The sequence below is a fragment of the Providencia sp. PROV174 genome, from assembly GCF_028480685.1.
In the GTDB taxonomy this organism is placed as follows: Bacteria; Pseudomonadota; Gammaproteobacteria; order Enterobacterales; family Enterobacteriaceae; genus Providencia; species Providencia rettgeri.
In genome coordinates this window covers 30820-57581 of the sequence record NZ_JAMPOT010000017.1, presented here as the reverse complement: position 1 = coordinate 57581, position 26762 = coordinate 30820, and the positions used below count along the sequence as shown (strand labels likewise).

22 protein-coding genes are annotated in these 26762 nt (G+C 41.0%); 16 read left to right on the top strand and 6 right to left on the bottom strand.

From position 1 onward, the window contains the following. Positions 1 to 251 precede the first annotated feature (251 nt). The 5 genes from PSE60_RS14870 to PSE60_RS14850 all read right to left on the bottom strand — a co-directional run bounded on the left by PSE60_RS14870 (position 252) and on the right by PSE60_RS14850 (position 5848). Positions 252 to 1529: a TRAP transporter large permease gene (locus PSE60_RS14870; RefSeq protein ID WP_109911474.1), complete on the bottom strand. Its 1278-nt coding sequence runs from the start codon at positions 1527 to 1529 to the stop codon at positions 252 to 254. Further along, entirely contained in the window at positions 1520 to 1999 is a 480-nt protein-coding gene (locus tag PSE60_RS14865) for a TRAP transporter small permease (RefSeq protein ID WP_210838802.1), read from the bottom strand. The genes PSE60_RS14870 and PSE60_RS14865 overlap by 10 nt, the downstream gene beginning before the upstream one ends. A 77-nt stretch (positions 2000 to 2076) precedes the next feature. Then, entirely contained in the window at positions 2077 to 3081 is a 1005-nt protein-coding gene (locus tag PSE60_RS14860) for a C4-dicarboxylate TRAP transporter substrate-binding protein (protein WP_210838800.1), read from the bottom strand. Between the two features lie 52 nt (positions 3082 to 3133). Further along, positions 3134 to 4579 (bottom strand): tagaturonate reductase, encoded by a 1446-nt coding sequence (locus PSE60_RS14855; RefSeq protein ID WP_272665899.1) that lies wholly within the window; start codon positions 4577 to 4579, stop codon positions 3134 to 3136. A gap of 363 nt (positions 4580 to 4942) precedes the next feature. Then, the gene (locus tag PSE60_RS14850; protein ID WP_210838797.1) at positions 4943 to 5848 is read right to left on the bottom strand and encodes a GntR family transcriptional regulator; all 906 of its coding nucleotides are present in this window, start codon (positions 5846 to 5848) and stop codon (positions 4943 to 4945) included. A 131-nt stretch (positions 5849 to 5979) separates the two neighbouring features. Here PSE60_RS14850 and PSE60_RS14845 point away from each other — a divergent pair, with 131 nt between their 5' ends. Then, positions 5980 to 7008: a zinc-binding alcohol dehydrogenase family protein gene (locus tag PSE60_RS14845; RefSeq protein ID WP_210838795.1), complete on the top strand. Its 1029-nt coding sequence runs from the start codon at positions 5980 to 5982 to the stop codon at positions 7006 to 7008. Positions 7009 to 7090: 82 nt separating this feature from the next. On the opposite strand, the gene suhB is transcribed toward PSE60_RS14845, so the two are convergent. Beyond that, positions 7091 to 7894: an inositol-1-monophosphatase gene (gene suhB / locus PSE60_RS14840; protein ID WP_210838794.1), complete on the bottom strand. Its 804-nt coding sequence runs from the start codon at positions 7892 to 7894 to the stop codon at positions 7091 to 7093. Positions 7895 to 8017: 123 nt separating this feature from the next. Here suhB and trmJ point away from each other — a divergent pair, with 123 nt between their 5' ends. The 15 genes from trmJ (at position 8018) to PSE60_RS14765 (ending at position 26688) form a co-directional block, all read left to right on the top strand. Next, positions 8018 to 8749 (top strand): tRNA (cytosine(32)/uridine(32)-2'-O)-methyltransferase TrmJ, encoded by a 732-nt coding sequence (trmJ, locus tag PSE60_RS14835; protein ID WP_272665898.1) that lies wholly within the window; start codon positions 8018 to 8020, stop codon positions 8747 to 8749. Positions 8750 to 8868: 119 nt separating this feature from the next. Continuing rightward, positions 8869 to 9366 carry a Fe-S cluster assembly transcriptional regulator IscR gene (iscR, locus tag PSE60_RS14830; protein WP_004264917.1) on the top strand — a complete coding sequence of 166 codons (498 nt, stop codon included), beginning with the start codon at positions 8869 to 8871 and terminating at the stop codon, positions 9364 to 9366. Between the two features lie 121 nt (positions 9367 to 9487). Then, positions 9488 to 10702 carry an IscS subfamily cysteine desulfurase gene (locus PSE60_RS14825; protein ID WP_272665897.1) on the top strand — a complete coding sequence of 405 codons (1215 nt, stop codon included), beginning with the start codon at positions 9488 to 9490 and terminating at the stop codon, positions 10700 to 10702. Positions 10703 to 10726: 24 nt separating this feature from the next. Continuing rightward, the gene (iscU, locus tag PSE60_RS14820; RefSeq protein WP_004264914.1) at positions 10727 to 11113 is read left to right on the top strand and encodes a Fe-S cluster assembly scaffold IscU; all 387 of its coding nucleotides are present in this window, start codon (positions 10727 to 10729) and stop codon (positions 11111 to 11113) included. Positions 11114 to 11314: 201 nt separating this feature from the next. Next, on the top strand, positions 11315 to 11638 hold the full coding sequence (gene iscA / locus PSE60_RS14815) for an iron-sulfur cluster assembly protein IscA (protein WP_004912669.1): 324 nt from the start codon (positions 11315 to 11317) through the stop codon (positions 11636 to 11638). A gap of 88 nt (positions 11639 to 11726) precedes the next feature. Continuing rightward, on the top strand, positions 11727 to 12248 hold the full coding sequence (gene hscB / locus PSE60_RS14810) for a co-chaperone HscB (RefSeq protein WP_272665896.1): 522 nt from the start codon (positions 11727 to 11729) through the stop codon (positions 12246 to 12248). A gap of 12 nt (positions 12249 to 12260) precedes the next feature. Next, positions 12261 to 14111, top strand: coding sequence for a Fe-S protein assembly chaperone HscA (hscA, locus tag PSE60_RS14805; RefSeq protein WP_272665895.1), 1851 nt, complete (start codon positions 12261 to 12263; stop codon positions 14109 to 14111). Between the two features lie 2 nt (positions 14112 to 14113). Beyond that, positions 14114 to 14449, top strand: coding sequence for an ISC system 2Fe-2S type ferredoxin (gene fdx, locus PSE60_RS14800; protein WP_004912660.1), 336 nt, complete (start codon positions 14114 to 14116; stop codon positions 14447 to 14449). Between the two features lie 205 nt (positions 14450 to 14654). After that, positions 14655 to 14855 carry a Fe-S cluster assembly protein IscX gene (gene iscX / locus PSE60_RS14795; protein ID WP_004912658.1) on the top strand — a complete coding sequence of 67 codons (201 nt, stop codon included), beginning with the start codon at positions 14655 to 14657 and terminating at the stop codon, positions 14853 to 14855. A gap of 173 nt (positions 14856 to 15028) precedes the next feature. After that, positions 15029 to 16324 (top strand): aminopeptidase PepB, encoded by a 1296-nt coding sequence (gene pepB, locus PSE60_RS14790; RefSeq protein ID WP_272665894.1) that lies wholly within the window; start codon positions 15029 to 15031, stop codon positions 16322 to 16324. Positions 16325 to 16436: 112 nt separating this feature from the next. Next, positions 16437 to 16889: an enhanced serine sensitivity protein SseB C-terminal domain-containing protein gene (locus tag PSE60_RS14785; RefSeq protein WP_210838779.1), complete on the top strand. Its 453-nt coding sequence runs from the start codon at positions 16437 to 16439 to the stop codon at positions 16887 to 16889. Between the two features lie 319 nt (positions 16890 to 17208). Then, entirely contained in the window at positions 17209 to 22248 is a 5040-nt protein-coding gene (locus PSE60_RS14780; protein ID WP_272665893.1) for an alpha-2-macroglobulin family protein, read from the top strand. A gap of 72 nt (positions 22249 to 22320) precedes the next feature. Then, positions 22321 to 24642, top strand: coding sequence for a peptidoglycan glycosyltransferase PbpC (gene pbpC, locus PSE60_RS14775; protein ID WP_272665892.1), 2322 nt, complete (start codon positions 22321 to 22323; stop codon positions 24640 to 24642). 277 nt (positions 24643 to 24919) lie between these two features. Beyond that, positions 24920 to 25345, top strand: coding sequence for a nucleoside-diphosphate kinase (ndk, locus tag PSE60_RS14770; protein WP_004264899.1), 426 nt, complete (start codon positions 24920 to 24922; stop codon positions 25343 to 25345). A 161-nt stretch (positions 25346 to 25506) separates the two neighbouring features. Then, on the top strand, positions 25507 to 26688 hold the full coding sequence (locus PSE60_RS14765; RefSeq protein WP_004912645.1) for a bifunctional tRNA (adenosine(37)-C2)-methyltransferase TrmG/ribosomal RNA large subunit methyltransferase RlmN: 1182 nt from the start codon (positions 25507 to 25509) through the stop codon (positions 26686 to 26688). Positions 26689 to 26762: the final 74 nt, after the last annotated feature.

The following is a 26762-nucleotide window of genomic DNA, read 5'->3' as shown; positions in this document are numbered from 1 at the left end:
ATGTAATATTATTTTTTTGATTATTTCAGAATAACTCGTAATAAGTGTGTTTGTTGGTGGTTGGCGGTTTGTCTATTTGAATGTTTCTTGTGGTAAGTGTTATTATGACAAGGGTAAAGATCAATTAACTTAATCATAAATTTAAGTAATATTAACTTATGGAATTAAATAAAATTTAATTTATAAAAAATAAGTTGATAATAAAATGGCAAATCATAGGAAATGATTTGCCATTGAAATATACATTTATCTTATAAGCTTGGTAGGAAAGTCGTAAATACAGGCATAAAAGTGACTAAGAGTAAAACGATAATTAATGCAAAGAATAAGGGCATAACTTCACGAATAAAATCAGAAATACGGACACCAGTAATCGATGTAGCTACAAACATGACAGTTCCCATTGGCGGTGTTAAGCAGCCGATAGCTAAATTAAGGATCATGACAATGCCAAAATGGATAGGGTCAATTCCTAATAATTTTACTGTAGGCATTAATAATGGAACAAGGACAATAATTGCGGCATTTCCTTCAATAAACATACCTAAGATTAACAACACCGCATTGACAATCATTAAGAAGACATATGGGTTATCAGAAAAATTGGTCATCATTCTGGCAACATCTTGCGCCACTTGCTCGTTCGTCAATACCCATGCTAATGCGGAACAAGTCATAATAATGAGCATGATACTTGCTGTTGAACGGGCTGTTTCTAAAAATGAGGCAGCAATGTCTTTTAACTTCATTTCACGATAAAAGAAGGTACCAATTACAATAACGTAAAGTACAGCAATAGCACCAGCTTCTGTTGGTGTAAAAATACCAAAGCGAATTCCGCCAATAATGACAAGAACTAATAGGAAAGCAGACATCGCTCCTTTACCTGTTTGGTAAACCTCAGCAAATGTAGGTGCTTTATCTCTAGCTGGCTTATATCCACGTTTTTTTGCAATCAGATAAATTGCAACCATTAAAGCAACGCAGCACATTAATCCAGGAATGATTGCAGCCATAAACATCTTACCAATAGAGACATCAGCGACAAATCCATAGATGATTAATGCAATACCCGGTGGAATTATAGGCGTTATTAATGATCCTGCGGCAGTGACAGCGGCAGAGAAGCTTTTTCCATAGCCTAATTTTGTCATTTCTGGCACTAACATTTTAGATAGCATTGCACAGTCAGCGAGGTTAGATGCAGAAAGCCCGCCCATCATTGTACTTAATAATACGTTAGATTGGGCAAGTCCTCCTGGATAGTGGCCAGACAGAGTGCCAGTAAATTTCAACATTCGTCTAGTAATACCAGTGTAATTCAAAAGGTTACCTAACAAAATGAAGAAAGGGATAGCAAGTAACGTCACATTTTCCCCAGCCCCAATAATGCGTTGTACTGCAATGAGGGGAGAAATGTCACCCGCAGAGAAAAAGTAGGTGAGTAATGCAATCAGTACACTTAAAAAGATGGGAACATTAATTAAAAAGCAGAATATTAATACGATACAGGCGATAATTACTGACATGGTTTATCTCCTTTTATTAATTTACTCATGTCTTCCAGTAAATGTTGGATAGAAAATAACACCATGATGGATGCGCCAATGGGTACAGAAAGGTCGATATAATAATAAGAGACACCAATTATTGGTGTTATTTTGTCTTCTGCGATAATAGAGAGTTCATATCCAAGATAACCAAAAATTGATAAAGCAATAATGGCCATAATATGAGTAACGACCGCAATAGCTAATTGTACTTTTTCAGGAAATAAAGAGGTAATTGCATCAATACTGACATGCATTCTTTTGCCTGCCGCAGATGCTGCGCCAATCATCACCAACCAAATGTAGCAAATGATTAAAACTTCCTCACTCCACATTAAAGGGTCATTAAGAAGCCAACGCATGAATACAGCAAGAATGGTAATAATGACAATAGCGGCAACGGCAAGAGAAGCTACTATATCACTTAATTTCCCCAGAAATTTAAACATAAAAGATCCTTGCGAGAATAATATTTAACCGTTTGTTTTGTAAAAATATTGGCGGTGTTAACCGCCAAGTAATAGGGTTAATTATTAATAATATCTTGAGTTTGTTGATATAAGTTCGCAGACCATTCAGGGAACTCATTATAGAAAGGTTTAGATTTTTCTTTGAAGAGTGTTCTATCTACTTCAACAACAGTAACGCCTTCATTTTTCATTTTCTCAATGATTTCTTTTTCTTGTTGTAAGACTAAATCTGTTAAGAATTGGCCTGCTTCATTTCCTGATTCAACTAAAGCTTGTTGAATATCTTCAGGTAATTTAGCGTAGGTTTTGCTGCCCATGACTAGGTTGGTTACGTTCTCTACATGACCCGTTAAAATCAAGAATTTGGCCGCTTCATGGTGTTTTTGCCCATATAGCACAGGAATTGGGTTTTCTGCGCCATCAATAATTTTAAGATTAAGTGCAGTATAAACTTCTGCTAAAGGTAATGGTGTTGGTGTGGCACCCATTGCCTCTAAACCTTTAATTTGAATTTTATTATTGGGGACGCGAATTTTTAAACCTTTTAGGTCATCTGGGGTTTGGATCATTTTATTGGCTAAGATATGGCGTGAACCATATAACCAATCTTTAGAAACCACGTGAAGGCCTTTTTTATCTAACTGTTGTTCTAAGGAACCATACCAAGGTGAGGCATTTAATTTAAAAATATCTTTATAAGATAGCCCTAAATACGGCCCAAACATAATGCCGTAATCAGGCACATAATCAGAAAAGAATGCACCATCTGCTAAGGTAATTAGTGGGCTACCTAACTTCATTTGTTCGATGACATCTTTTTTGGAGCCTAATTGTGAGCTTGGATAAGGAATTAATTCACCTTCACCATGAGTTTTTTCATTGAATTTTTTTGCCCATTCGTGAATAGCTAAGTCAAAAGGCTCACCAGGGTTATTTTCATAAGCGACTTTTAACTTATATTTAGCATCTGCAAATGCGGCATTTGTCATGCTGCCCATTAATAGCATTGTGCTGAGTGTTAAGCTAAGAAGTTTTTTTCCGTTTAATGTGCTCAGTTTCATAAAGGTATCTCCTGTAGGGGGATTTATTATTTTAAGTATTTATTTTCTTTTTCTAGCCAACGTATTTTTTGCGTAGCATTGATTCTGTACCGCTACTCAGAATTTCAGTGATTTTCTGGCTCACATCATCTTGTAATTGCGGTATTTCGTTGAGGTTTAATCCCCATAAATCAGACATTGCTAGCACATTTTCAGTAAGTTGTTTTACATTTGAGTCATAGAGTTCATGCCAAGCTTTAAAGCGTTCAAGTAAATGGTCATCATCATTTAAAGGAATGAGTTGTTCGGCCTGTTTTCCTCGATAGAAAACAATAAGTGCAGCAAGTGAAAATGAAATGCAATAAGGAATTTTATTGTATTGCCTAACATAAGATATTAATTGAGGTAATAGGCGAGTTTTAAATTTAGTTAACGAGTTTAGTGAAATTGAAATTAATTCATGTTCTATATATGGGTTATTAAAGCGGTCAATAACTGCGGAGGCAAAAGCTGCGAGCTCCGAAGGGTTTTGAGATAAAACAGGAATAACTTCATTATCAATTAAATCTTTAATGAAAGCTAAAAAGATTGGGTTGCTAGTGACATCACGAACAGTTCTGATCCCTGCCAAGTAAGCAACAGGAACCATCGCGGTGTGCGCACCATTTAAGATTGCAACTTTACGTTCTTTGTAGGGCTTTATGTCATCGACTACTTTGATATTTAATGGTAATTCATTCAGTTTTAGCTTCTTCTCTAGTATTTTTGGCCCTTGAATGACAAATAAATAGAAATATTCAGCAGTGACGAGAAAATCGTCTTTATAACCTAATTCTTTTTCTAGTTTCTTAATTTCATTTTTCGGGTAGCCAGTAACGATTCTATCGACTAACGTAGAACAAAACGTATTACTGCTATTTAGCCAAGCAATAAAATCTGCAGGGAGTTGCCAGTCATGTGCATGTTGATTTACAAACTCCTGTAACTTATCGCCATTATAGTCAATTAACTCACAGGGGATGATGAACAACCCTTTGCTACTATCGCCATTAAAATGTTGAAAGCGGTGAAATAAAAACTGAGTAAGTTTCGCAGGGAAACTACTTGCTGGTGTATCTTTTAAGCGTACGTCGTGCTTATATGCGATCCCTGCTTCCGTAGTGTTAGAGAAGATCCATTGTAATTCGGGATTTTCTGCACATTTTAAAAATTGATCATATTCAGAATAAATAAGTATTTCGCGGTTAACCGAATTAATAATTCTTATATTCGAAACGCTTTGTTTTTGTTCATTGATTCCCCTGGTGATGGCAGTATAGAGTCCATTTTGTTGATTAATTGAGGGATTAGATGAGTCAATTGGCCTGACAAGCGTAATGCCACTATTGAAATCTGTTTTTTCATTCAGTTGGTCAATCATCCAGTCGATAAAAGCACGTAAAAAATTGCCTTCTCCGAATTGCAAAATTCTCTCTGGGTATTGCTTATTAGCCATTGACTGTCTATTTAAGTAATCCATGACCACTCCTCTAGTTATTATGTGTATTAATCATCCGGTGTTGATTCAGACTAGAAGTATTTTTTTCTATGGACTATTAATTGCATCAATTTTGTGGAATGAATGGCTTTTTGATGTTTTTATTCTGTTTTTTATCAGTTAAAAACAGATGAATTATTAATTGATTCAATCTATTTAGTAAGTTTGTTCTTTAATTGTATGAAAAATAGTAATATTTTTATTTGTCATAATTTTGATTAATAATGATTTTATAATTAAGTTGTTTTTTTTACTAAAAAATTCAGATTTTTTCTGATGTGCATATTATCGAGCCAAAGAATAAGTCATCGTTGGCCATCCATTGGTCTTGTAACTCAATGTAATTTATTCATAAGTTTGTTGTATGGAATTAATCATAGTTCGTTTAGCGGTATCTAAGTGATGTCTAAGTTCATTCATCGCGACAATATCATTACGGCTAATCAAAGCACTTAAAATGGTCATATGTTCTTCAATTGCCAGTACATTTCTTTCTTTTAAATCTGATTCATCCCATTGATATTGAAAGTGAAATATCACAGTGATGATTTCAAGAGACTGATTAAAAAAGGGGTTATTGGCACCTGATAAAATAAGACTATGTAGTTCATAATCTAGTTGGGAAAAGTCGCGGTAATTGATAGTAACGGTTTCCCGTAGTGTCCTATGTTTGAGTAATAGCTCTTTTGCTAAAATCCAACGATGGTCATCTGGTGGTAAATTTAAAAAATGAGTCAATGCATTGGTTTCTAGTAACTCCCTGAATTCAAATAGTTTTTCTGCATATTCACGTGAAAACTTCATCATATGCCAATTTCCTCGGTGAGTATTTTTAATTAACCCATAGCGGGAAAACTCCACTAAGAACTCCCGAACAATACTAGAACTCACATGACTTTTTTTTGCTAGTTGTAATTCAGTAAAAGTATCTCCAGGCATCAATTCTTTGCGCTTAATCATTTGGTAAAACGCTTTTTCGAATAAGACGATTTGTTGATCAGGGAGACTTGATTCAACAGGAAAGAAATCAGTTTTATTGGGGTAGCGAATGACATGATATTCATTCTCTTGTTTTTCAATGATTTTCTTTTCTAATAAATATTCTAGGGTATGTCTCACGGTGGTTCGACTGATATTAAACATCTCTGCTAAAGAAGATTGTGAGGGGAAGGGGGATGTTAATAAATTTTTATGTATAGCGTCTAAGAATTCATTAATTGACCCATAGCGTATATTTTTACTCCTCACCATTTAAACACTCCTTAGTCTGATTTTTATTCTTTAAAGACCGATTTAAAACCGATTTAAAAACATTTAATCACAAAATTTGGTTGTTAAGTATCTAGTCTATGTTTTTTAAATTAAAAAAGACAGATAAATTGATGGAGGGAAATATGAAACAATTGATATGCCAAGAACCTAAAAAATTAGTTTACCAACAAGTTGCTGAACCTACAGTTCAAATTGGGCATGTAAAAATAAAAATTCATGCGGTTGGAATATGTGGAACTGATATTCATGCATGGGGAGGAAACCAGCCATTTTTTCAATATCCACGGGTATTAGGACATGAAATTTCTGGAACTATTTGTGAGGTTGCACCTGATATTACACAGTGGAAAGTTGGGCAGCGTGTTGCGGTGATGCCTTATGTTGCATGTTACGAATGTGGTGCGTGCAAGGAAGGCAAAACAAATTGTTGTGAAAAAATTTCAGTTATTGGCGTTCACGAGGACGGAGGTTTTTGTGAGTATTTAAATGTGCCAGAGAAAAATGTATTAGCGATTGAAGACACTGTCACAGATATTGATGGCGCCTTGATCGAACCATTTTCAATCAGTGCTCATGCCGTTAGACGTGCGCAGGTTAAACCTCAAGATACTGTTTTAGTCGCAGGGGCTGGGCCGATAGGGCTTGGTGTTGCTGCAATTGCTAAAGCGGATGGTGCTAACGTATTAGTGGCTGATACCAGTGAGGCACGTCGTCAACATGTTGAAAAGGTATTAGGCTTAAAAACGTGCGATCCAGCCGCTGAAAATTACTTATCAAGTATTGAAAGCCATTTTTCAGGTATGCTTGCAGAAAAAGTCATTGATGCAACGGGGAACCAACACGCAATGAACACTGCGGTCAATTTAATTCGTCATGGTGGCTTAATTGTATTTGTTGGTTTATTTAAAGGTAATTTATCGTTTCCAGACCCTGATTTCCATAAGAAAGAGACAACAATGATGGGAAGTCGAAATGCCACTCCTGAAGATTTCAATAAAGTTGCAAGGTTAATGGCTGAAGGTAAGTTATCTAGTGGGATGATGCTAACGCATCAATTTGACTTTAATACCATTGGTGATATTTATGAAAGTGATGTCATTAATAATCGTGAATTAATTAAAGGTGTTATTTTGTTTTAAATAGCAATGTATTTTTAAACAACAAAAAACCCACAATAAAAGTGGGTTTTTTTGTTTCTAGTTCGTCTCTAGAAAGAATGGGTTAGCGCTTTAATGCTTCCGATAGTTCATCTTTCATGACGGACAGTATGTCTCTAACAACACGTGGGCTACCAGCAACTAAGTTACCGGAGGCTAAATAATTGTGGCCGCCAATAAAGTCAGTCATGATGCCGCCAGCTTCACGCATGATCAGTTCACCGGCCATGAAATCCCACGGTTTTAAACCAATTTCAAAAAAAGCATCGACACGGCTAGAAGCCACATAGCATAAATCTAATGCTGCGGAACCAGTACGACGAAAGTCAGCACATTTGTTAAACATCGCAGTCATGATGTTCATATAGACAGGTGCATGTTGTTTTTGTTTGAAAGGGAAACCTGTCGCAACGATGGCGCCATCAAGGTCACGTTTTTCGTCGATACGAACACGATAACCGTTAAGCTGAGCGCCTTGTCCACGTACTGCGCTAAATAATTCATTACGCATTGGGTCGTAAACAACAGCGACTTCTGTGCGGCCTTTAACGCGCACAGCGATAGAAACAGAAAAATGAGGGAGACGTTTTGTGAAGTTGGTAGTGCCATCCAGTGGATCGATTACCCATTGAATATCATCATCTTTACCAATTAATTCACCACTTTCTTCAGTGATAATAGTGTGGTCAGGATATGATTTGCGGATGATTTCAATAATCAGTTGCTCAGATTCTTGGTCAACGTTAGTAACGAAATCGTTAGTGCCTTTCTGAGTGACTTTAATATTGCTAGGCATTTCATAGTTTTTAGCTATGTGATTACCAGCCTTACGTGCTGCACGTATGGCGATGTTAAGCATCGGATGCATGGGCTTTTTCCACTGGAATGTTAAAGAACGAAAAACTTGAGTGCCGAAGTATATAGATGTTCGTCACAATAAGCAATTTTGTGTTAAGCTATTGCGATAATTTTTTCATTAAACGTATAAACCATGTTAGATAATATCCGTATTGTTCTTGTTGAAACCTCACACACTGGTAATATGGGCTCAACGGCTCGTGCCATGAAAACCATGGGGCTTTCTAATCTGTACCTCGTTAATCCTCTCGTTGAACCTGATTCACACTCTATTGCACTTTCTGCTGGGGCAAGTGATGTTATCGGTAATGCGAAAATAGTTAAAACTCTCGATGAAGCTTTAGAGGGCTGTAAGTTAGTTATCGGCACGAGTGCGCGTTCTCGCACCTTATCTTGGCCAATGGTTGAGCCGCGCGAATGCGGCGTGAAGTCCGTTGAGCAATCAAAAGAATCACCTGTTGCTATCGTGTTTGGTCGTGAGCGAGTCGGCTTGACCAATGAAGAACTACAAAAATGCCAATATCACTTATATATTCCCACGAACCCAGAGTACGGTTCTTTGAATTTAGCGATGGCAGTGCAATTGGTGAGTTATGAAATACGCATGGCGTATCTTTCAATGGATGAAAAAAATACGGTAATTGCAGCTGATGATGAGGTAGAATATCCGCCGTCAGAAGATGTTGAACGTTTTTATGTCCATCTTGAAAGTGTGTTGAATGAATCAGGTTTTATTCGTAAAGCGCATCCCGGCTTAATTATGAATAAATTACGCCGTTTATTCACTCGAGCGCATATCGAAACCCAAGAGTTACATATCCTGCGGGGTATTTTAACGTCAATGGAAAAATGGGCGAAAAAATGAGGCAAAATCCGTGGTAAAAGCAGGTGAATAATACTTGAGTAAATTAGTCAGGTAAATAGTTGACTAAATTACTCAGGAATGTCACAATCTGACCATAATTTACCACGGAGTAATATGTTATGAGACTCACTTCCAAAGGGCGTTACGCAGTAACTGCGATGTTAGATGTCGCATTACACTCTCAGTCAGGTCCAGTGCCTTTAGCTGACATTTCTGAACGTCAGGGAATTTCCCTCTCTTATCTTGAGCAACTTTTCTCTCGTTTACGTAAAAATGAGTTGGTTTCGAGTGTGCGCGGCCCAGGTGGCGGTTATTTGCTTGGTAGAGACGCAGACCAAATCTTTGTTGCTGAAGTAATCGCTGCGGTAGATGAATCTGTTGACGCTACTCGTTGTCAGGGTAATAAAGAAGGTTGTCAAAATGGCGACCGCTGTTTAACTCACGCATTATGGCGCGATTTAAGCGATAGAATTACAAGTTTCCTTAGCAGCATTAGCCTTGATGAACTGGTTAAAAACCAAGAAGTCATGGTTGTTGCTGATAGACAAGATAATGAACAGCGTAAGACCATGCCAAATGGGATTACACCTGAATCGATTATCAATGTACGTGCTTAAAAATATTAAAAAAATTGCAGTCGATACATCTTGGTGAGTTATTGGACGAAGAGCTAATTTCCGCCATTTGTATCTTTAAAAATTAAAGGCAAGTTAGCTTGTCCTTTGGAGTAAGTGAGCAATGAAATTACCAATTTATCTTGATTATTCAGCAACAACACCGGTTGACCCACGTGTGGCTGAAAAAATGATGCAATGTTTAACAATGGATGGGAACTTTGGTAACCCAGCGTCCCGTTCTCATCGTTTCGGCTGGCAAGCTGAAGAAGCGGTGGATATTGCTCGCAATCAAATCGCTGAATTAGTGGGTGCTGACCCACGTGAAATCGTATTTACCTCAGGCGCAACTGAGTCTGATAACTTAGCGATTAAAGGCGCTGCTAATTTCTATAAAAAGAAAGGCAACCACATCATTACCTGTAAAACGGAACACAAAGCCGTTTTAGATACCTGCCGCCAATTAGAGCGTGAAGGTTTTGAAGTGACTTATCTGTCACCGCAAAGCAACGGTTTAATTGCTATGCAAGACCTACAAGACGCTATCCGCGAAGACACCATTTTAATTTCTATTATGCATGTTAATAATGAAATAGGTGTGGTTCAGGATATCGCAGCTATCGGTGAATTATGCCGTAGCAAAGGAATTATTTTCCACGTTGATGCAACACAAAGTGTGGGTAAATTACCTATCGACTTAAGCACATTAAAAGTGGATTTAATGTCATTCTCTGCACATAAATTATATGGCCCTATGGGTATCGGTGCACTATATGTTCGCCGTAAACCTCGTATTCGCCTTGAAGCACAGCAGCACGGTGGTGGTCATGAGCGCGGCATGCGTTCTGGGACATTACCTGTACACCAAATCGTGGGTATGGGCGAAGCTTACCGTATTGCCAAAGAAGAAATGGCAGCGGAATCTGAACGCTTACGCGGTTTAAGGTTACGTTTGTGGAATGGCATTAAAGATATCGAAGAAGTTTACCTCAATGGTGATTTAGAACACGGTGCGCCGCACATTCTGAACGTCAGCTTCAACTATGTTGAAGGTGAATCACTGATGATGTCATTAAAAGATTTGGCTGTATCTTCAGGTTCTGCATGTACTTCTGCAAGCCTAGAACCTTCTTATGTACTGCGCGCTTTAGGGATGAATGATGAGCTGGCACATAGCTCAATCCGTTTCTCTTTAGGTCGTTTCACGACAGAAGAAGAAATTGACTATGCAATCAAAATGATTCATGGCGCAATTGGCCACTTACGCGAGCTGTCTCCTTTATGGGAAATGTTCAAAGACGGCGTAGATCTTAACAGCATCGAATGGTCTCACCATTAATCAGACGGTTTCAGGAGTTTAAAAATGGCTTACAGTGAAAAAGTTATCGATCATTATGAAAACCCACGCAACGTTGGTTCGTTTGACAACAGCGACCCAAGCGTAGGAAGCGGTATGGTGGGTGCACCTGCCTGTGGTGACGTCATGAAATTACAGATTAAAGTAAATGATGACGGCATTATTGAAGATGCGCGCTTTAAAACGTATGGTTGTGGTTCAGCCATTGCATCAAGTTCACTCGTGACTGAGTGGATGAAAGGCAAAAGTTTGGACGAAGCGGAGTCAATCAAAAATACAGCGATTGCCGAAGAGTTAGAATTACCACCAGTGAAAATTCACTGTTCAATTCTGGCTGAAGATGCAATTAAAGCTGCTATTGCTGATTACAAAAGCAAACGCCAAAGCAAATAAGTTTTTAATCAGTCTATAGGGCAACCCATATTAATAAATAACAACAAGTTATCGTCCTATAACTGGAACAATACCCACGGCGTCTAGGCTAAACATCGCTGAGTTTCTTAGTTTAGAAATAGGGTGGGTATAAAATAATTTGAAGGCGGATGCGACTCATGAGTAGCATCTGCCTTGTTTGTTTCTAAAGTGAGGTTTGCAATGTCTATTTCTCTTACAGAAAGTGCTGCGCAGCGTATTCAATCCTTTCTACAAAATCGTGGAAAAGGCGAAGGCTTGCGTTTAGGTGTAAGAACTTCAGGTTGTTCAGGAATGGCTTATGTTCTTGAATTTGCTGATACAATCAATGAAGAAGACACAGTTTTTGAAGATAAAGGTGTGAAAGTCATCATCGATGGCAAGAGCATCGTTTATCTTGATGGTACTGAGCTGGATTTCGTGAAAGAAGGCTTAAACGAAGGGTTTAAATTTAATAACCCTAACGTCAATAGTGAATGCGGATGCGGTGAAAGTTTTCACGTATAATGCGTTTTATTAAGCCTAATTTTCGGCCAATCTCACTAATTTTAGTTTATTAGTGGTATTGGTAACCGGTTCGAGAAACTGAGCACTTATGGATTATTTTACTCTTTTTGGATTGGCTTCCATCTATGCCATCGATAGCGAACAACTGACGTTACGTTTTCAAGACTTACAGCGTCAATACCATCCTGACCGTTTTGCAACCTGTTCTGAACAGGAGAAAATGCAAGCGCTGCAAAAAGCAGCAACCATTAATGCTGCTTATCAAGCCCTTCGTCATCCGCTAAAACGCGCGGAATATATGCTTTCATTGCATGGTTTTGATATTAATAACGAACAACATACCATGCATGACACAGCATTTTTGATGGAGCAGCTTGAGCTACGCGAAGAGTTAGACAATATTGAAAACAGTGATGACGCACTTGATCTATTGGCTAAATTTATGCAGAACGTCAAACAAATGCAGCAAGCACGAAGTGCACTGATGGTGACAGAACTAGATGCCATGCAGTGGGAAAAAGCCGCTGATACCGTACGTAAACTACGTTTTCTCGACAAGCTTCAGCAGCAAGCTGAACAACTCGAAGAACGGTTACTAGATGAATTTTAAGAGAAAACGATTATGGCGTTACTACAAATCAGCGAACCCGGTATGACCGCAGCTCCGCATCAGCGCAAATTGGCTGCAGGCATTGATTTAGGTACCACCCACTCTTTGATTGCGACAGTGCGTAGTGGTGAAGCTGCGGCTTTACCTGATAGCCAAGAGCGCTTTTTATTACCATCGATTGTTAATTATCAACCTGAAAATAGATTAGTGGGATGGGAAGCTAAGCAACTTGCCGAACAAGACCCGGTAAATACTATCATTTCTGTAAAACGCATGATGGGACGTTCTCTAACCGATATTCAAAAACGCTACCCCGACTTGCCCTATCAACTGAGTGCCAGTGAAAACGGTTTACCGTTGATTCAAACCGCGGCTGGCCAAGTTGACCCAATCCAAGTTTCTTCTGATATTTTAAGAACACTAGCAAAACGTGCTGAAGAAACCTTAGGTGGGGAAATGGATGGTGTAGTGATCACGGTACCGGCTTATTTTGATGACGCACAACGTCAAGGTACCAAAGATGCCGCGCGCCTTGCAGGCTTACATGTATTACGTTTGCTGAATGAACCAACAGCGGCTGCGATTGCCTATGGATTAGACTCTGGGCAAGAAGGTGTAATAGCCGTTTATGACCTCGGTGGTGGTACGTTTGATGTATCCATTTTGCGCCTGAGCCGCGGTGTTTTTGAAGTCTTAGCAACGGGCGGTGATACCGCGCTTGGCGGTGATGACTTTGACCAAGTATTGGCTCAGTGGATTGCTGAGCAGGCAGGCGTCTCATTACAAGGTGATCATCATTTAAATCGTCAGTTATTAAATGTGGCGACAGAAACCAAAGTCGCGCTTAGTGATGCAGAAACAGTGACTATCCAGCTTGCCAACTGGCAAGGGGAAATTCGTCGTGAGCAGTTTGAAACGTTAATTGAAACTTACGTAAAGCGCACACTGATGGCTTGTCGTCGTGCGTTAAAAGATGCAGGTGTTGAGGCTGAAGATGTTCTGAATGTCGTGATGGTAGGCGGTTCGACTCGTGTGCCATTAGTACGTCAAAAAGTCGGGGAGTTTTTTGGTAAATCACCACTGACATCCATCGACCCAGATAAAGTGGTGGCAATTGGGGCTGCCATTCAAGCGGATATCTTAGTCGGAAACAAACCTGACAGTGAAATGCTGTTGTTAGATGTGATCCCACTCTCTCTTGGTTTGGAAACGATGGGGGGATTAGTCGAAAAAGTGATCCCGCGTAATACCACCATCCCTGTTGCTCGAGCTCAAGAGTTTACCACCTTTAAAGATGGTCAAACGGCGATGAGCGTTCATGTCGTACAAGGGGAACGCGAAATGGTGGCAGATTGCCGTTCATTAGCTCGCTTTACCTTGCGTGATATTCCAGCGATGGCCGCAGGTGGGGCACATATTCGTGTGACGTTTCAAGTCGATGCCGATGGGCTGTTGAGTGTTAGTGCCATGGAAAAATCGACTGGTGTAGAAGCCTCTATTCAAGTTAAGCCATCGTATGGGTTAACGGATAACGAAATTTCAAACATGATTAAAGATTCAATGACTAACGCGCAAGATGATTTAAATGCGCGCCGCTTAGCGGAGCAAAAAGTTGAAGCTGCAAGAGTGCTTGAAAGTTTAACGAGCGCATTAGCCCAAGATGGCAATTTACTGACGCCAGAAGAAGAGTCAGAAATTGATAATGCGGTCAATGAGTTAATTAAAGCGGTTGAGGGTACAGACCCAATCGTAATTGAAAATGCCATTAAACAACTGGATAAGCAATCGCAGGAGTTTGCAGCGCGTCGCATGGATACGTCCATTCGACAAGCGTTGTCAGGCCATTCTGTGGATGAGATATAATTATGCCTAAAATAGTTTTTTTACCTCATAGTGATTTATGTCCAGACGGTGCAGTAGTTGAAGCACAAGAAGGCGAGTCTATTTTAAATGTTGCACTACGCAGCGGTATTGAGCTTGAGCATGCTTGTGAAAAATCCTGTGCTTGTACAACCTGTCACTGCATCGTTCGTGAAGGTTTCGACTCACTGGAAGAAAGCAGCGAACTTGAAGACGACATGCTAGACAAAGCGTGGGGATTAGAGCCAGAAAGTCGCCTAAGTTGTCAGGCGCTGGTGACGGATGAGGATTTAGTGGTAGAGATCCCGCGTTATACTATTAATCACGCCCGCGAACACTAATTTTTGTCATACTTCACGCTGTAGCGTTGTTGGCTTCCTTCAAGTACTCGGATCACATATTTTTGTATGCTCCTAGGAATTAGCTCAATTTGCCGCCTAGCTACAACGTGAATTATTTAAAAAATTGAACCGCTCGGCATGTTTGGCGTTGTAACGTAGAGCATCAATGGTAAAAATCATTTAATAATCAAATTGGTGAGAGAACATGAGTTTAAAATGGTCAAATAGCCGCGAAATCGGTGAAGCACTGTACGATGCATTTCCTGATGTTGATCCTAAAACCGTGCGTTTTACCGATATGCACCAGTGGATTTGCGATTTAGAAGAATTTGATGATGACCCGCAAAAATCGAATGAGAAAATCCTGGAAGCCATTTTGTTAGTTTGGCTGGATGAGTTCGAATAAGTAGAGTTTTACCCTAAAAACCGAGTGACTGTCAGAAATAGTGCTCGGTTTTTTATTTTATATCAGCACTATAATGATATCCCTATTGGTATTTATCAGTTAAGGTAATGCTATCTGCCGACAGAATCAATGGGTTTTTACTGTCTGCAAAAATAGACAAAGTGAGAAAAACGATGACAAAACAAATTATGCCAGTAATGATTTCTTGTGAGCCGGCTGCACCTTGTTGGGGTGAAGGCGCATTGTTAAGCTCTAGTGATAAAGGGATGACAATCCACCTGAAACATGCAGGTAAATTATGTGCAGTACAAAGCGCTGGCCGTAAATTAGATGGTCAAGGGATCCGCAATGTTGCTTTGGCTGGCGAAGGCTGGGATTTAGAAAAAAGCTGGGCATTTTGGCAAGGTTTTCGTGCGCCAAAAGGGGCGAGAACGATTGAATGGCCAGTATTGCCTGAAGCAGACCGCAAAGAATTAGAAAACCGTATTCGTACCATTGATTGGGTACGTGATGTCATTAACGCACCTGCAGAAGAGTTAGGGCCAGAACAACTCGCACAACGCGCCATCGATTTACTCTGCACCGTGGGCGCACAAGACATTAGCTACCGTATTATTAAAGGCGATGACTTATTAGAACAGGGTTATACTGGTATTCATACGGTTGGCCGTGGTTCAAGTCGCCCACCTGTCTTTTTAGCGTTAGATTACAACCCAGGTGCCAACCCAAATGCCCCTGTTTTTGCTGCGTTAGTTGGCAAAGGTATTACTTTCGATTCAGGCGGTTATAGCATTAAACCTTCTTCTTCCATGAATTCAATGAAAGCCGATATGGGCGGTGCAGCAACCTTAGCGGGTTCATTGGCATTGGCGATTTCTCGTGGCTTACAAAAACGCGTAAAAATGTTCCTGTGCATTGCTGACAATATGGTTAGCGGCAATGCATTCAAATTGGGTGATATTATTCGTTACCGTAACGGTAAATCCGTTGAAATTATGAATACGGATGCTGAAGGCCGTTTAGTGTTAGCCGATGGTTTAATTGATGCAAGCAAAGAAAAACCAACGCTGATCATTGATGCTGCAACCTTGACGGGCGCTGCGAAAACCGCTGTGGGCAATGACTACCATTCAGTGTTGAGCTTTGATGACAAGTTAGTTGCTGACTTAATGAACGCTTCAGACGCTGAGTTTGAATTATTCTGGCGCTTACCATTAGCAGAGTTCCATCGCCAACAGTTACCATCTGGCTTCGCGGATTTGAACAACATCGCGGCACCATCGCACACTGCAGGCGCAAGCACCGCTGCGGCATTTTTATCGCATTTTGTCGAAAATTATCGTCAAAATTGGGTGCATATTGACTGCTCAGCGACTTACCGTAAATCTGCAGTTAGCTTATGGGCAGAGGGCGCAACCGGTACAGGTGTAAGAACACTAGCAAACTTATTAATCAGCAAATCAAAATAAATTACGTTTGATTAATAACAGGCACGGGAAGATGGCTTTTCGTGCCTATTTTTTTACCTTGACGTATTTGCGAGTATAATAAGCACTTCTTTTTAATAGCAGGGGATTGGCAATGTCGCAGCAATCGAATAATAACAGTTCCAACCAAGAAACTGAGATCCAATTTACTGAATTAACCGTACCGAAAGGCTCATCACTTAAATTAAGTGCGTTAGAGGAACAACCGCAGGCTATTGTTGAGGCGCTTAGCGAATTTTTTAAACAACACAAAGTGGTGAGACGTGGTTTTATGGTCTCCGCAGTAGAGAGTGATGACGCTGAAGAAATGCCAATATTAATGATAGCGTTAGAGTTTACTGCAGGGGCAGAAAATATTGATTCCATTATTCATGAGGCGGGGACACTTGCTTGTGAGTTTTTAGCCGATGACGAGTCTATTGATTTTTGTGTGGTAAATGAGAATGAGCAAGGTGTCAGCCACTTTATTACTCAACACATTCAGCCTTTTTATCAGCGTCGCCTTGGTAGCTTCTTGCGAGACACAATCCCAGTAAAAAACACCTAATAATTCCATGTATAGAGTGAGAAAAATGCTTTTCTCACTCATAAAAGGTATGTTGCTCATTTATTAAAGATATATTCTGCTTACTATTTGAAAAATATTATTTCATTTCTCTGTTTTTCTCGCCCATCATTTTTTCCGTTTTGTCTGATAGGTGTTCTTATAACATTCTGTTAAATTATTTCGATAATTGAAACAATATCGGCAATATTCATCTAGACATATTTTTAGCCATTTCCAAGCAAGTATATAGTGGGTTTTAACCTCCTGTTAAAACCTTAAAAAACAGAATAAATTTTAACTAATTAAAGGGCGGGCGGTAATGAAACAACAATCTAGTTGGGCTTCATTGGCGGGTCTAAAAACCAAAAAGCGTTATTTAGCACTTGCGTTGGCGTCGGTTGTGGCATTGGCCGGTTGTGATAATACAGAAGAAGCAACCAAAAATGAGCCAAATGTTTCCACGACAGCGCCAGAAAATCAAACTAAAACAGCGCCAGTTGCAGAGCAGAAAAAAGCAGCACCAAAACTTTCCACTGAAGAAATGGTAAAAAAATATGCAGGGAAAGATCTCACTATTTTGGATGCGTCTGAATTACAGCTTGATGGTGCGAGTGCCATGGTGGTGACATTCTCTGTTCCACTGCAAGCCAACCAAGATTTTGGCCAGTACATTAACCTTATTGATGTTAAAACCGGTAAGTTAGATGGTGCTTGGGAACTGTCTGATAACCAAATGGAATTACGTTTTCGCCACCTTCCACCGTCTAAAGAATTAAACCTCACCATTAACCCGGGTATTAAAGCGGTTAATGAGCGTACGACGACCGAAAATTTTGAGAAAAAATTGACCACTGCACAAATCATCCCAACGGTTGGTTTTGCAAGTAAAGGCTCGTTATTACCTAGCAAGGTTGCCCAAGGCTTACCTGTGATTGCCTTGAACGTTGATAAGGTAGACGTCAATTTCTTCCGTGTGGATGAAAAGCAATTGCCACAATTTTTAGCACAGTGGCAGTATCGTAGTAATTATGAGTATTGGTATTCCGAAGAGTTTCTCGACAAAGTGGAGCTGGCTTATACCGGCCGCTTTGACTTAAATCCAGATAAAAATACCCGCCAAACCATTTTACTGCCGTTGAAAGATGTCAAAGAGTTACAGCAAGATGGCGTGTATTTGGCCATCATGCAAAAAGCAGGTAGCTATAGTTATCAATTCCCTGCCACTGTTTTTACACTAAGTGATATTGGTGTGTCACTACACAGTTATCAAGACCGAGTCGATATTTTCACTCAATCCTTAGCGAAAGGTTCCGCCATTAAAGGCGTTGAGCTACGTATTTTGGATGAAAAAGGTCAGTTAGTGACCAAAGGCACGACAGATGGTGATGGTCATGCTCAATTAGATAAATTAGCAGGTGGAAAATTATTACTGGCAACCCATGAAGGGCAAACCAGTATGATTGACCTCACTCAGCCAGCGCTTGATTTATCTGAATTCGACATTTCAGGGCCAGAAGGCTACGCAAAACAATTTTTCACCTTCGGTCCTCGCGATTTATATCGCCCAGGTGAATTATTACTGGTAAATGGTCTATTGCGTGATGGCGATGGTAACCCAGTCAAAACTCAGCCAGTTAAAGTTGATGTATTAAAAACAGATGGGCAAGTGGTTCGTAGTTTCGTGTGGCAGCCGGAAGAAAACCAAAATGGGTTATATCAATATCAATTTGAAATTCCTAAAAATGCAGAAACGGGCGGTTGGTCGCTACGTTTTGATTTAGGTGACGGTTCACCGCAACGTTATTACAAATTCAATGTTGAAGATTTCATGCCAGAACGCATGGCGCTGGAAATTGTTGGCAGTGATGTTCCTCGTTTAACTGACCAATCAGTTGATTTTGATATTCAAGGCCGTTATTTATACGGAGCACCTGCAGCAGATAACCAGTTGCAAGGCCAAATTGTTTTAAAAGCAGATCGTGAAGCGGTAGCAAAATTACCCGGTTTTGAATTTGGCGCTGTCAATGAAGAGGGCTTACCTCGTAAATTAGATGAATTTGACTTGACGCTGGACAGCAACGGTGAAACGGTAATTTCAATTCCAAACAGTAATTGGAGCTCGACTCGCTCACCAATTTCAGCTGTTTTGCAGGCCAGTTTGCTTGAGGCAGGTGGTCGCCCTGTGACGCGTCGTGCTGAACAAGCCATTTGGCCTGCAGAAAAATTGGTCGGTATTCGTCCATTATTCGCCAAAAAAGAAATTTACGATTACCGCACAGACCGTTATGTCAAACGCCACAATGTGGATGAAAATTCACTTGCAGAATTTGAATTAGTTATGGCTGATGCAGCGGGTAATAAACTGGCAGCAGAAAACTTAACCGTGCGTTTAGTGTACGAACGCCGCGATTATTACTGGAGTTGGTCTGAAAGTGGCGGCTGGTCTTCAAATTATGACCAGAAAGACCTCGTCATGGCGAATGAAAATATTGCCATCGCCAAAGATGGTACAGCGAAAGTCTCCTTCCCGGTGGATTGGGGCGCATTCCGTTTAGAGGTATTAAACCCAGAGAATCAGCTCGTTTCCAGCGTCCAGTTCTGGGCGGGGTATTCATGGCAAGATAATACAGGGGGAAGCGGTTCAGTTCGTCCTGACCAAGTGAAACTCAGCCTGAATAAGCCTGCATATTTACCGGGTGAAAAAGCCAAAGTTCGCATTGAATCCCCTAAAGCCGGTAAAGGCTATATATTGCTCGAGTCGAGTAATGGCCCACTGTGGTGGGAAGAAATTGATGTACCAGAAAAGGGCTTAGACGTTGAAATCCCAGTCAATAAAGAGTGGGCTCGTCATGATTTATACGTTTCTGCCGTCGTTGTTCGTCCAGGTGATGACTCTAAAGAAGCCACAGTGAAACGTGCGGTGGGTGTGTTGCATTTACCGATTGCAGATGAAAACCGTAAGATTGCATTGGCCTTAACGACGCCAGACAAAATGCGCCCTAATCAAGACTTAACGGTAAAAATTAAAGCGACAGCGCAAGATGGCAAACCGTTACCTGAAAAAGTGAATGTGCTGTTATCTGCGGTTGATACTGGTGTATTGAATATCACCGATTTTAAAACGCCAGATCCTTATGATGCTTTCTTTGGTCGTAAGCGCTATAGCGTTGATCAGTATGACGTTTATGGTCACTTAATTGAAGGACAAGGCAAGGTTGCTAACTTACGCTTTGGGGGCGACAGCGAAGATGCTGCATTAGAGCGTGGTGGTATGAAGCCACTCACTGAAGTGCAAATTATTGCAGAGCAAGCCAAACCTGTCACATTAAATAAAGACGGTGAGGGTGAAATTAGCCTTGCTATCCCTGATTTTAACGGGGAATTACGTGTGATGGCTCAAGCATGGAATGAAAAAGAGTTCGGCCATGCGGATAGCAAAGTAATTGTCGCAGCACCATTAGTGACACAAATGTCGATGCCACGCTTTATGGCTGGCGGTGATAAGTCTTACTTTGCGCTTGATTTGACCAATATGACGGACAACACACAAAATGTGACGGTTAACTTCAAGGCATCAGGAATGGTGAAACTTGATGGCGTCAGCAGCCGTGAGTTGGAGTTACCAAAAGGCAAACGCACCACCATTAATTTACCTGTCAGAGCAGACTACGGTTTCGGTGAAGGCGAAGTGTCGATGACTATTAATGGCGTGAAAATTCAAGGCGAAGCCAATAAAGATTACAGCAATAGTTGGAAAGTTGGCGTTCGTCCGGCACAGCCAGCAGAAACGGTTTCTTTTGCTACCGCGATTGAGCCAGGTACTTCATGGGCACTGCCAACTAACCAAATTGCTGGCCTGCAACCGGATACCATTGAAGGGCAAGTCCTGTTAACCAGCCGTCCGCCATTAGATATCTCACGTTATATTCGAGAGTTATTTGCTTATCCATACGGTTGTTTGGAACAAACTATCAGTGGTTTATACCCTTCATTGTTCTCAACCCAAGCCGAACTGAATAAGTTAGGAATTAAAACGCAAACAGATGCAGACCGCCATAAAGCGATTGAAATTGGTATTCCACATTTGTTAAGTATGCAACGTAATGATGGCGGTTTTTCGCTGTGGGATAGAAACGGCCGCGAAGAATATTGGTTAACTGCGTATGCGGCGGATTTCTTGAATAAAGCTAATCAACGTGGCTTTACTGTCCCGCAAGAGGCTATAAGTAACGCCAATACGCGTCTACTGAGCTATTTACAAGATGGTAGCCAAATTAACTACCCGTATACGGAAAACCAAGAGGGCGCTCGTTTTGCTACTCAGGCCTATGCAGGTTTAGTATTAGCATCACAGCAAAAAGCACCGTTAGGCGCATTACGTCAACTTTATAACCAAAGAAACGCTGCGGCAAGTGGCTTACCTCTGGTTCAGCTTGGAGTTGCATTGAACTTGATGGGTGATAAATCACGTGGTGAGAGTGCAGTGATTGACGGACTGAAAAAACAACGTAACCGCTACAGCTATGTAGGGGATTACGGTTCGGTGATCCGTGATGACGCGATGATTGTTGCGCTATTAAATGAATATAATTTAATGCCAAAATCCCGTGACCAAAAACTGCAAACTTTGTCTAATAATTTAACTTCTCAACGTTATTTCTCAACACAAGAGAGCAATGCGTTATATTTAGCGGGCCGTTTTTACTTAAATGAAAGTGAAGCACCGTGGAAAGCTACGATTAATGGCCAAGAACCTCCGATGGTCTCAGATAAACCTGTGAGTGAGTTCCTGAGTAAAGATCAGTTGGAGACAGGTTATAGCATCGAAAACAGTGGAACGAATACTCTGTATACACGCTTAAATGTGGTGGGTTATCCACAACATTCACCAAAGCCAAGCTCGAATGTATTAGGTATTACTCGTAGCTACTATGATATGAAAGGCAATCGCATTTCATTAGATAGATTAAGAAGCGGTGAAATGGTGGTGGTTAAACTGGAAGTTCAAGCATCCCAAAGTGTGCCAGATGCGTTAGTGGTTGACTTGCTGCCAGCAGGCTTAGAACTGGAAAACCAAAATTTAGCGAACAGTAGCGCTAATTTGAGTGAGTCCGCGCCGAACTTGCAAGAATTAATTGATGATATGCAGCAATCACAAATACGCCATATGGAATATCGTGATGACCGTTTTGTGGCTGCGGTTGAAGTTCAGCAATACCGCCCAACTACCTTAGTCTACTTAGCGCGAGCGGTAACGCCGGGTGTGTATAGTATTCCGGTACCACAAGTTGAATCAATGTATGTCCCTGACTGGCGTGCGACTGGCTACTCGGATGGCCAATTAGAAATCGTTCGCTAATCACCTTCTAAAGCCCTTATATTGATACTCAGATATAAGGGCTTTTTTAATTTATTTTCGGTACTCCCATCAATGAAAAAATGGTTACGTCGCACAGGCATTACACTGGTTCTGTTGGTCATTATTTTGCCACTGGCTTTTTTAGCCGCTGATAAAATTTGGCCGTTGCCGATTAAGCAAATTGAAATGGCACGAACCGTGGTTGCAGCGGATGGTACACCATTGTGGCGCTTTGCAGACAAAGAGGGAATTTGGCGCTTTCCTGTTACACTCGAAGAGGTTTCTCCTGATTTTATCGAAGCGTTACTAACGTATGAAGATCGTCATTTTTATCGTCATCCGGGGGTAAACCCGTTTTCGCTGATTAGGGCCGCGGGGCAGTTTGTGAGTTCAGGGCGTATTGTGTCGGGCGGAAGTACCATTTCGATGCAAGTTGCACGGTTAATTGATCCCCATGAAAGAACATTGGGTGGTAAGCTGAAACAGCTTTGGCGTACGGCTCAACTCGAATATCACTATTCGAAAGATGAAATTTTAGAAATGTATTTAAACCGTGCTCCGTATGGCGGAACCATTGAAGGTATTGGCGCAGCTAGCTGGGTATATTTGAATAAGTCACCGGCAAAATTGACGGCGAGTGAAGCGGCATTATTTGCCGTATTGCCGCAAGCTCCGAGCCGTTTAAGACCGGATAGATATCCAGAAAGGGCACAAGCTGCACGTGATAAAGTATTGGATAGACTAGAGGAATACCAAGTCTGGAGCCCTGAAAAAGTTGCCGATATTAAACAAGAACAAATTTGGTTAGCACCGCGGAAGAACCCGCATTCAGCCCCTTTACTTGCAAGGCGGGTAACCAAAGATACGCAACAGTCCATCATTGAAACCACTATCGATGCCAGTTTGCAAAGGCAACTGGAAGATATGGCTATGAATTGGAAAAACCAACTACCAAAACAAACATCATTGGGAATTTTGGTGGTTGATCATACAGATATGGCAGTGAAAGCGTATATTGGCTCAATTGATTTTCAAGATGATAGCCGTTTTGGCCATGTGGACATGATTAGCGCTTGGCGCTCTCCAGGCTCAACGTTAAAACCATTTTTATACGCATTAGCAATGGATGACGGGCTCATCCATGCGGAATCGTTATTACAAGATGTTCCACGGCGCTTTAATGATTACCGTCCGGGGAACTTTGACAGTGGTTTTAATGGGCCAGTGAGTGTTAGCGATGCACTCGTTCGTTCATTGAATTTACCGGTGGTTCAGTTATTAGATGTGTATGGCAGTAAACGATTTACCGCTCAACTACGCAATGTTGGGACTGAGCTGCGCTTTCCGTTAGGGAGTGAACCAAACTTATCGCTGATTTTAGGTGGCACAGCCACACGGATGGAAGATTTAGTTTCTGCCTATAGCGCATTTGCGCGAAAAGGCAATGTGTCACCGTTACGCTTTAAACCAACCGATGAAATTCGCGATAGGGCGCTGATGTCACCAGGAGCTGCATGGATAGTACGTCGTATTATGGGCGGGGAAGCACGCCCTGTTCCTGAGGCTAATTTAGCAGGGCAACTCAATTTGGCATGGAAAACGGGAACCAGTTATGGTTATCGTGATGCGTGGGCGATTGGTGTTAATCCGCGTTATACCATCGGCGTTTGGGTTGGTCGGCCAGATGCAACGCCTGTAGCAGGGCAGCTAGGCTTTGCAACCGCTATTCCGATTATGAATCAAATTAATGGCATGTTACTGAGCAAAATCTATCAATCCCACGAACCGCTACCAAAAGATGTGAAACCTGCCAGTGTGAGCCAAGCGGTGATCTGTTGGCCGGGAGGAACTTCATTACTGAAAGATGATAATAATTGCCGCCAAAGGCGTCTTAGTTGGATCTTGGATAACACCATTCCACCCACGTTAATGGTGCGAGACCAAGAGTCACTATTAGGATTAAGACAAAAAATCTGGGTGAATGACAAAGGGCAACAAGTCGCGGCAGATTGCCCAAATGCACAGGAAAAAGAAGTACATTTATGGCCGATTACTGTGGAGTCATGGTTACCAAGCAGTGAGAAACGGGAAAATCGGTTACCTAAGGCGGATTCAGCTTGCCCGCCATTGAAGCTAGAAATGCCGCCATTATTGATTTCTGGTATCCGTGATGGGGAAGTTTTACAGCGTCTACCCGGGAAAACCAGCTTAGATTTACGTTTAGTCACGCAGGGTGGACAAGGGCAGAAATGGTGGTTTTTAAACGGAGAACAAGTGAATACAACCGAGCAAAACGGTTCTATTTTGCTGACACTCGATAAAAGTGGAAACTACCAAATTTCGGTATTAGATTTAAGCGGCCAAGTGACAGCAATGAGCTTTAGAGTGAAGTAATAGATGAAAAACGTGACTTACCCGAAAAAATAGTGTTTTTTGCTATAAAAAGTTTAACAAAATGTTGTTGTGACTGTAGGAAATTGTAATCAGAGCCCCTATAATCATCGCCTTATTTTTCTTTTTCCTAGATATGGTTGCTTTTGAAGTCTAAAAGCCTAACAATAGAATTAGAAATAATATAAAAAACTACAACATGCCTATTTTAAGTTCTTACATCCTAAGTCACAGGGAAGAATAAAGAATAAAGGCCTAATGAATCGCTAAGAGGTTATTTATGACTGTTCAACGTACATTTTCTATTATTAAACCAAACGCTGTGAAGAAAAACGTTATTGGTGCAATCTACAACCGTTTTGAAAGCGCGGGTTTCACAATCATCGCTGCTAAAATGATGCATTTGACTCGTGAGCAAGCTGAAGGCTTCTACGCTGAACACAAAGGCCGTCCTTTCTTTGAAGGTCTGGTTGAATTCATGACTTCAGGCCCTATCATGCTGCAAGTGTTAGAAGGTGAAAACGCAATCCAACGTCACCGTGACCTGATGGGTGCAACTAACCCAGATAACGCATTAGCGGGTACTTTACGCGCAGATTACGCAGACAGCTTCACTGAAAACGCAACTCACGGTTCAGACTCTGAAGAATCTGCTGCACGTGAAATCGCGTATTTCTTCACTGCTGATGAAATCTGCCCACGCTAAGACTTCTTTAACTAATGCATTAGCATTATTGTTATAAAGTTTGTACAATGCGACGCCCTGCTATGATTAGCGGGGCGATTATATTTTTAAGACCGCAAAAATTACGTCGTGCTATACTCACCACTAGCACTGCCGAAAGTGTAACAACGAGGCAATACACCATGTCTGATATGACGACAGATGCACAATGTGCAACTTCTTCCGCTATTTCTGTCACACCAGAAAAAACGAACCAAAAAACCAATTTACTTGATTTAAACCGCAAGCAAATGCGCGAGTTCTTTGCTCAAATGGGTGAAAAACCATTCCGCGCGGATCAGGTCATGAAATGGATTTATCATTATTGCTATGATGATTTTGACCAAATGACCGATATTAATAAAGTCCTTAGAGCAAAACTGAAAGAAGTCGCGGAAATCCGTGCACCGGAAGTTGCTGATGAACAGCGTTCATCAGATGGCACCATTAAGTGGGCAATCAAAGTGGGTGACCAACTGGTTGAAACGGTATATATCCCAGAAGCAGACCGTGCAACATTGTGCGTTTCTTCACAAGTAGGTTGTGCATTGGAATGTAAATTCTGCTCGACGGCGCAACAAGGCTTCAACCGTAACTTACGTGTTTCAGAAATTATTGGTCAGGTTTGGCGAGCAGCCAAAATTATTGGTTCGCTAAAGTCCAGTGGACGCCGTCCAATTACCAACGTCGTGATGATGGGAATGGGCGAACCATTGCTGAATTTGAATAACGTCGTTCCTGCGATGGAAATTATGTTAGATGACTTCGGTTTTGGTTTATCTAAGCGCCGTGTCACGATTTCCACTTCAGGTGTTGTACCTGCACTGGATAAACTAGGGGATATGATTGATGTTGCGTTAGCGATTTCATTGCATGCGCCAACAGATGATATCCGTGACGATATCGTTCCAATTAATAAAAAATACAATATTGAAACCTTCCTCAACAGTGTGAATCGTTATTTAACGAAATCGAATGCTAATGCAGGGCGAGTAACCGTTGAGTATGTGATGTTAGATCACGTGAACGACAGTGTTGAGCAAGCACATCAATTAGCGGAATGTTTAAAAAATACACCGAGTAAGATTAACTTAATTCCATGGAACCCGTTCCCAGGGGCGCCATACGGTAGAAGTTCGAACAGTCGTATTGACCGTTTTTGTAAAGTATTGATGGGATATGGTTTCACCACGATAGTGCGCAAAACGCGGGGTGATGATATTGATGCTGCCTGTGGGCAACTTGCTGGCGACGTGATCGACAGAACAAAACGAACGTTGAAAAAACGCTTAGCAGGGGAACCTATCAAGGTAAAAACAGTCTGATTTATAAATAAGCTTGAATCAGTGAATTAGGTGATGATTTAGGGCGTTTTAGAGTTAGGCAAAACGCCTTTGTT

What these genes read in the sequence shown, in the direction of transcription:
- PSE60_RS14870 (WP_109911474.1), bottom strand. Translation starts at nt 1,529, where the DNA reads ATGTCAGTAATTATCGCCTGTATCGTATTAATATTCTGCTTTTTAATT.
- PSE60_RS14865 (WP_210838802.1), bottom strand. Translation starts at nt 1,999, where the DNA reads ATGTTTAAATTTCTGGGGAAATTAAGTGATATAGTAGCTTCTCTTGCC.
- PSE60_RS14860 (WP_210838800.1), bottom strand. Translation starts at nt 3,081, where the DNA reads ATGAAACTGAGCACATTAAACGGAAAAAAACTTCTTAGCTTAACACTC.
- PSE60_RS14855 (WP_272665899.1), bottom strand. Translation starts at nt 4,579, where the DNA reads ATGGATTACTTAAATAGACAGTCAATGGCTAATAAGCAATACCCAGAG.
- PSE60_RS14850 (WP_210838797.1), bottom strand. Translation starts at nt 5,848, where the DNA reads ATGGTGAGGAGTAAAAATATACGCTATGGGTCAATTAATGAATTCTTA.
- PSE60_RS14845 (WP_210838795.1), top strand. Translation starts at nt 5,980, where the DNA reads ATGGAGGGAAATATGAAACAATTGATATGCCAAGAACCTAAAAAATTA.
- suhB (WP_210838794.1), bottom strand. Translation starts at nt 7,894, where the DNA reads ATGCATCCGATGCTTAACATCGCCATACGTGCAGCACGTAAGGCTGGT.
- trmJ (WP_272665898.1), top strand. Translation starts at nt 8,018, where the DNA reads ATGTTAGATAATATCCGTATTGTTCTTGTTGAAACCTCACACACTGGT.
- iscR (WP_004264917.1), top strand. Translation starts at nt 8,869, where the DNA reads ATGAGACTCACTTCCAAAGGGCGTTACGCAGTAACTGCGATGTTAGAT.
- PSE60_RS14825 (WP_272665897.1), top strand. Translation starts at nt 9,488, where the DNA reads ATGAAATTACCAATTTATCTTGATTATTCAGCAACAACACCGGTTGAC.
- iscU (WP_004264914.1), top strand. Translation starts at nt 10,727, where the DNA reads ATGGCTTACAGTGAAAAAGTTATCGATCATTATGAAAACCCACGCAAC.
- iscA (WP_004912669.1), top strand. Translation starts at nt 11,315, where the DNA reads ATGTCTATTTCTCTTACAGAAAGTGCTGCGCAGCGTATTCAATCCTTT.
- hscB (WP_272665896.1), top strand. Translation starts at nt 11,727, where the DNA reads ATGGATTATTTTACTCTTTTTGGATTGGCTTCCATCTATGCCATCGAT.
- hscA (WP_272665895.1), top strand. Translation starts at nt 12,261, where the DNA reads ATGGCGTTACTACAAATCAGCGAACCCGGTATGACCGCAGCTCCGCAT.
- fdx (WP_004912660.1), top strand. Translation starts at nt 14,114, where the DNA reads ATGCCTAAAATAGTTTTTTTACCTCATAGTGATTTATGTCCAGACGGT.
- iscX (WP_004912658.1), top strand. Translation starts at nt 14,655, where the DNA reads ATGAGTTTAAAATGGTCAAATAGCCGCGAAATCGGTGAAGCACTGTAC.
- pepB (WP_272665894.1), top strand. Translation starts at nt 15,029, where the DNA reads ATGACAAAACAAATTATGCCAGTAATGATTTCTTGTGAGCCGGCTGCA.
- PSE60_RS14785 (WP_210838779.1), top strand. Translation starts at nt 16,437, where the DNA reads ATGTCGCAGCAATCGAATAATAACAGTTCCAACCAAGAAACTGAGATC.
- PSE60_RS14780 (WP_272665893.1), top strand. Translation starts at nt 17,209, where the DNA reads ATGAAACAACAATCTAGTTGGGCTTCATTGGCGGGTCTAAAAACCAAA.
- pbpC (WP_272665892.1), top strand. Translation starts at nt 22,321, where the DNA reads ATGAAAAAATGGTTACGTCGCACAGGCATTACACTGGTTCTGTTGGTC.
- ndk (WP_004264899.1), top strand. Translation starts at nt 24,920, where the DNA reads ATGACTGTTCAACGTACATTTTCTATTATTAAACCAAACGCTGTGAAG.
- PSE60_RS14765 (WP_004912645.1), top strand. Translation starts at nt 25,507, where the DNA reads ATGTCTGATATGACGACAGATGCACAATGTGCAACTTCTTCCGCTATT.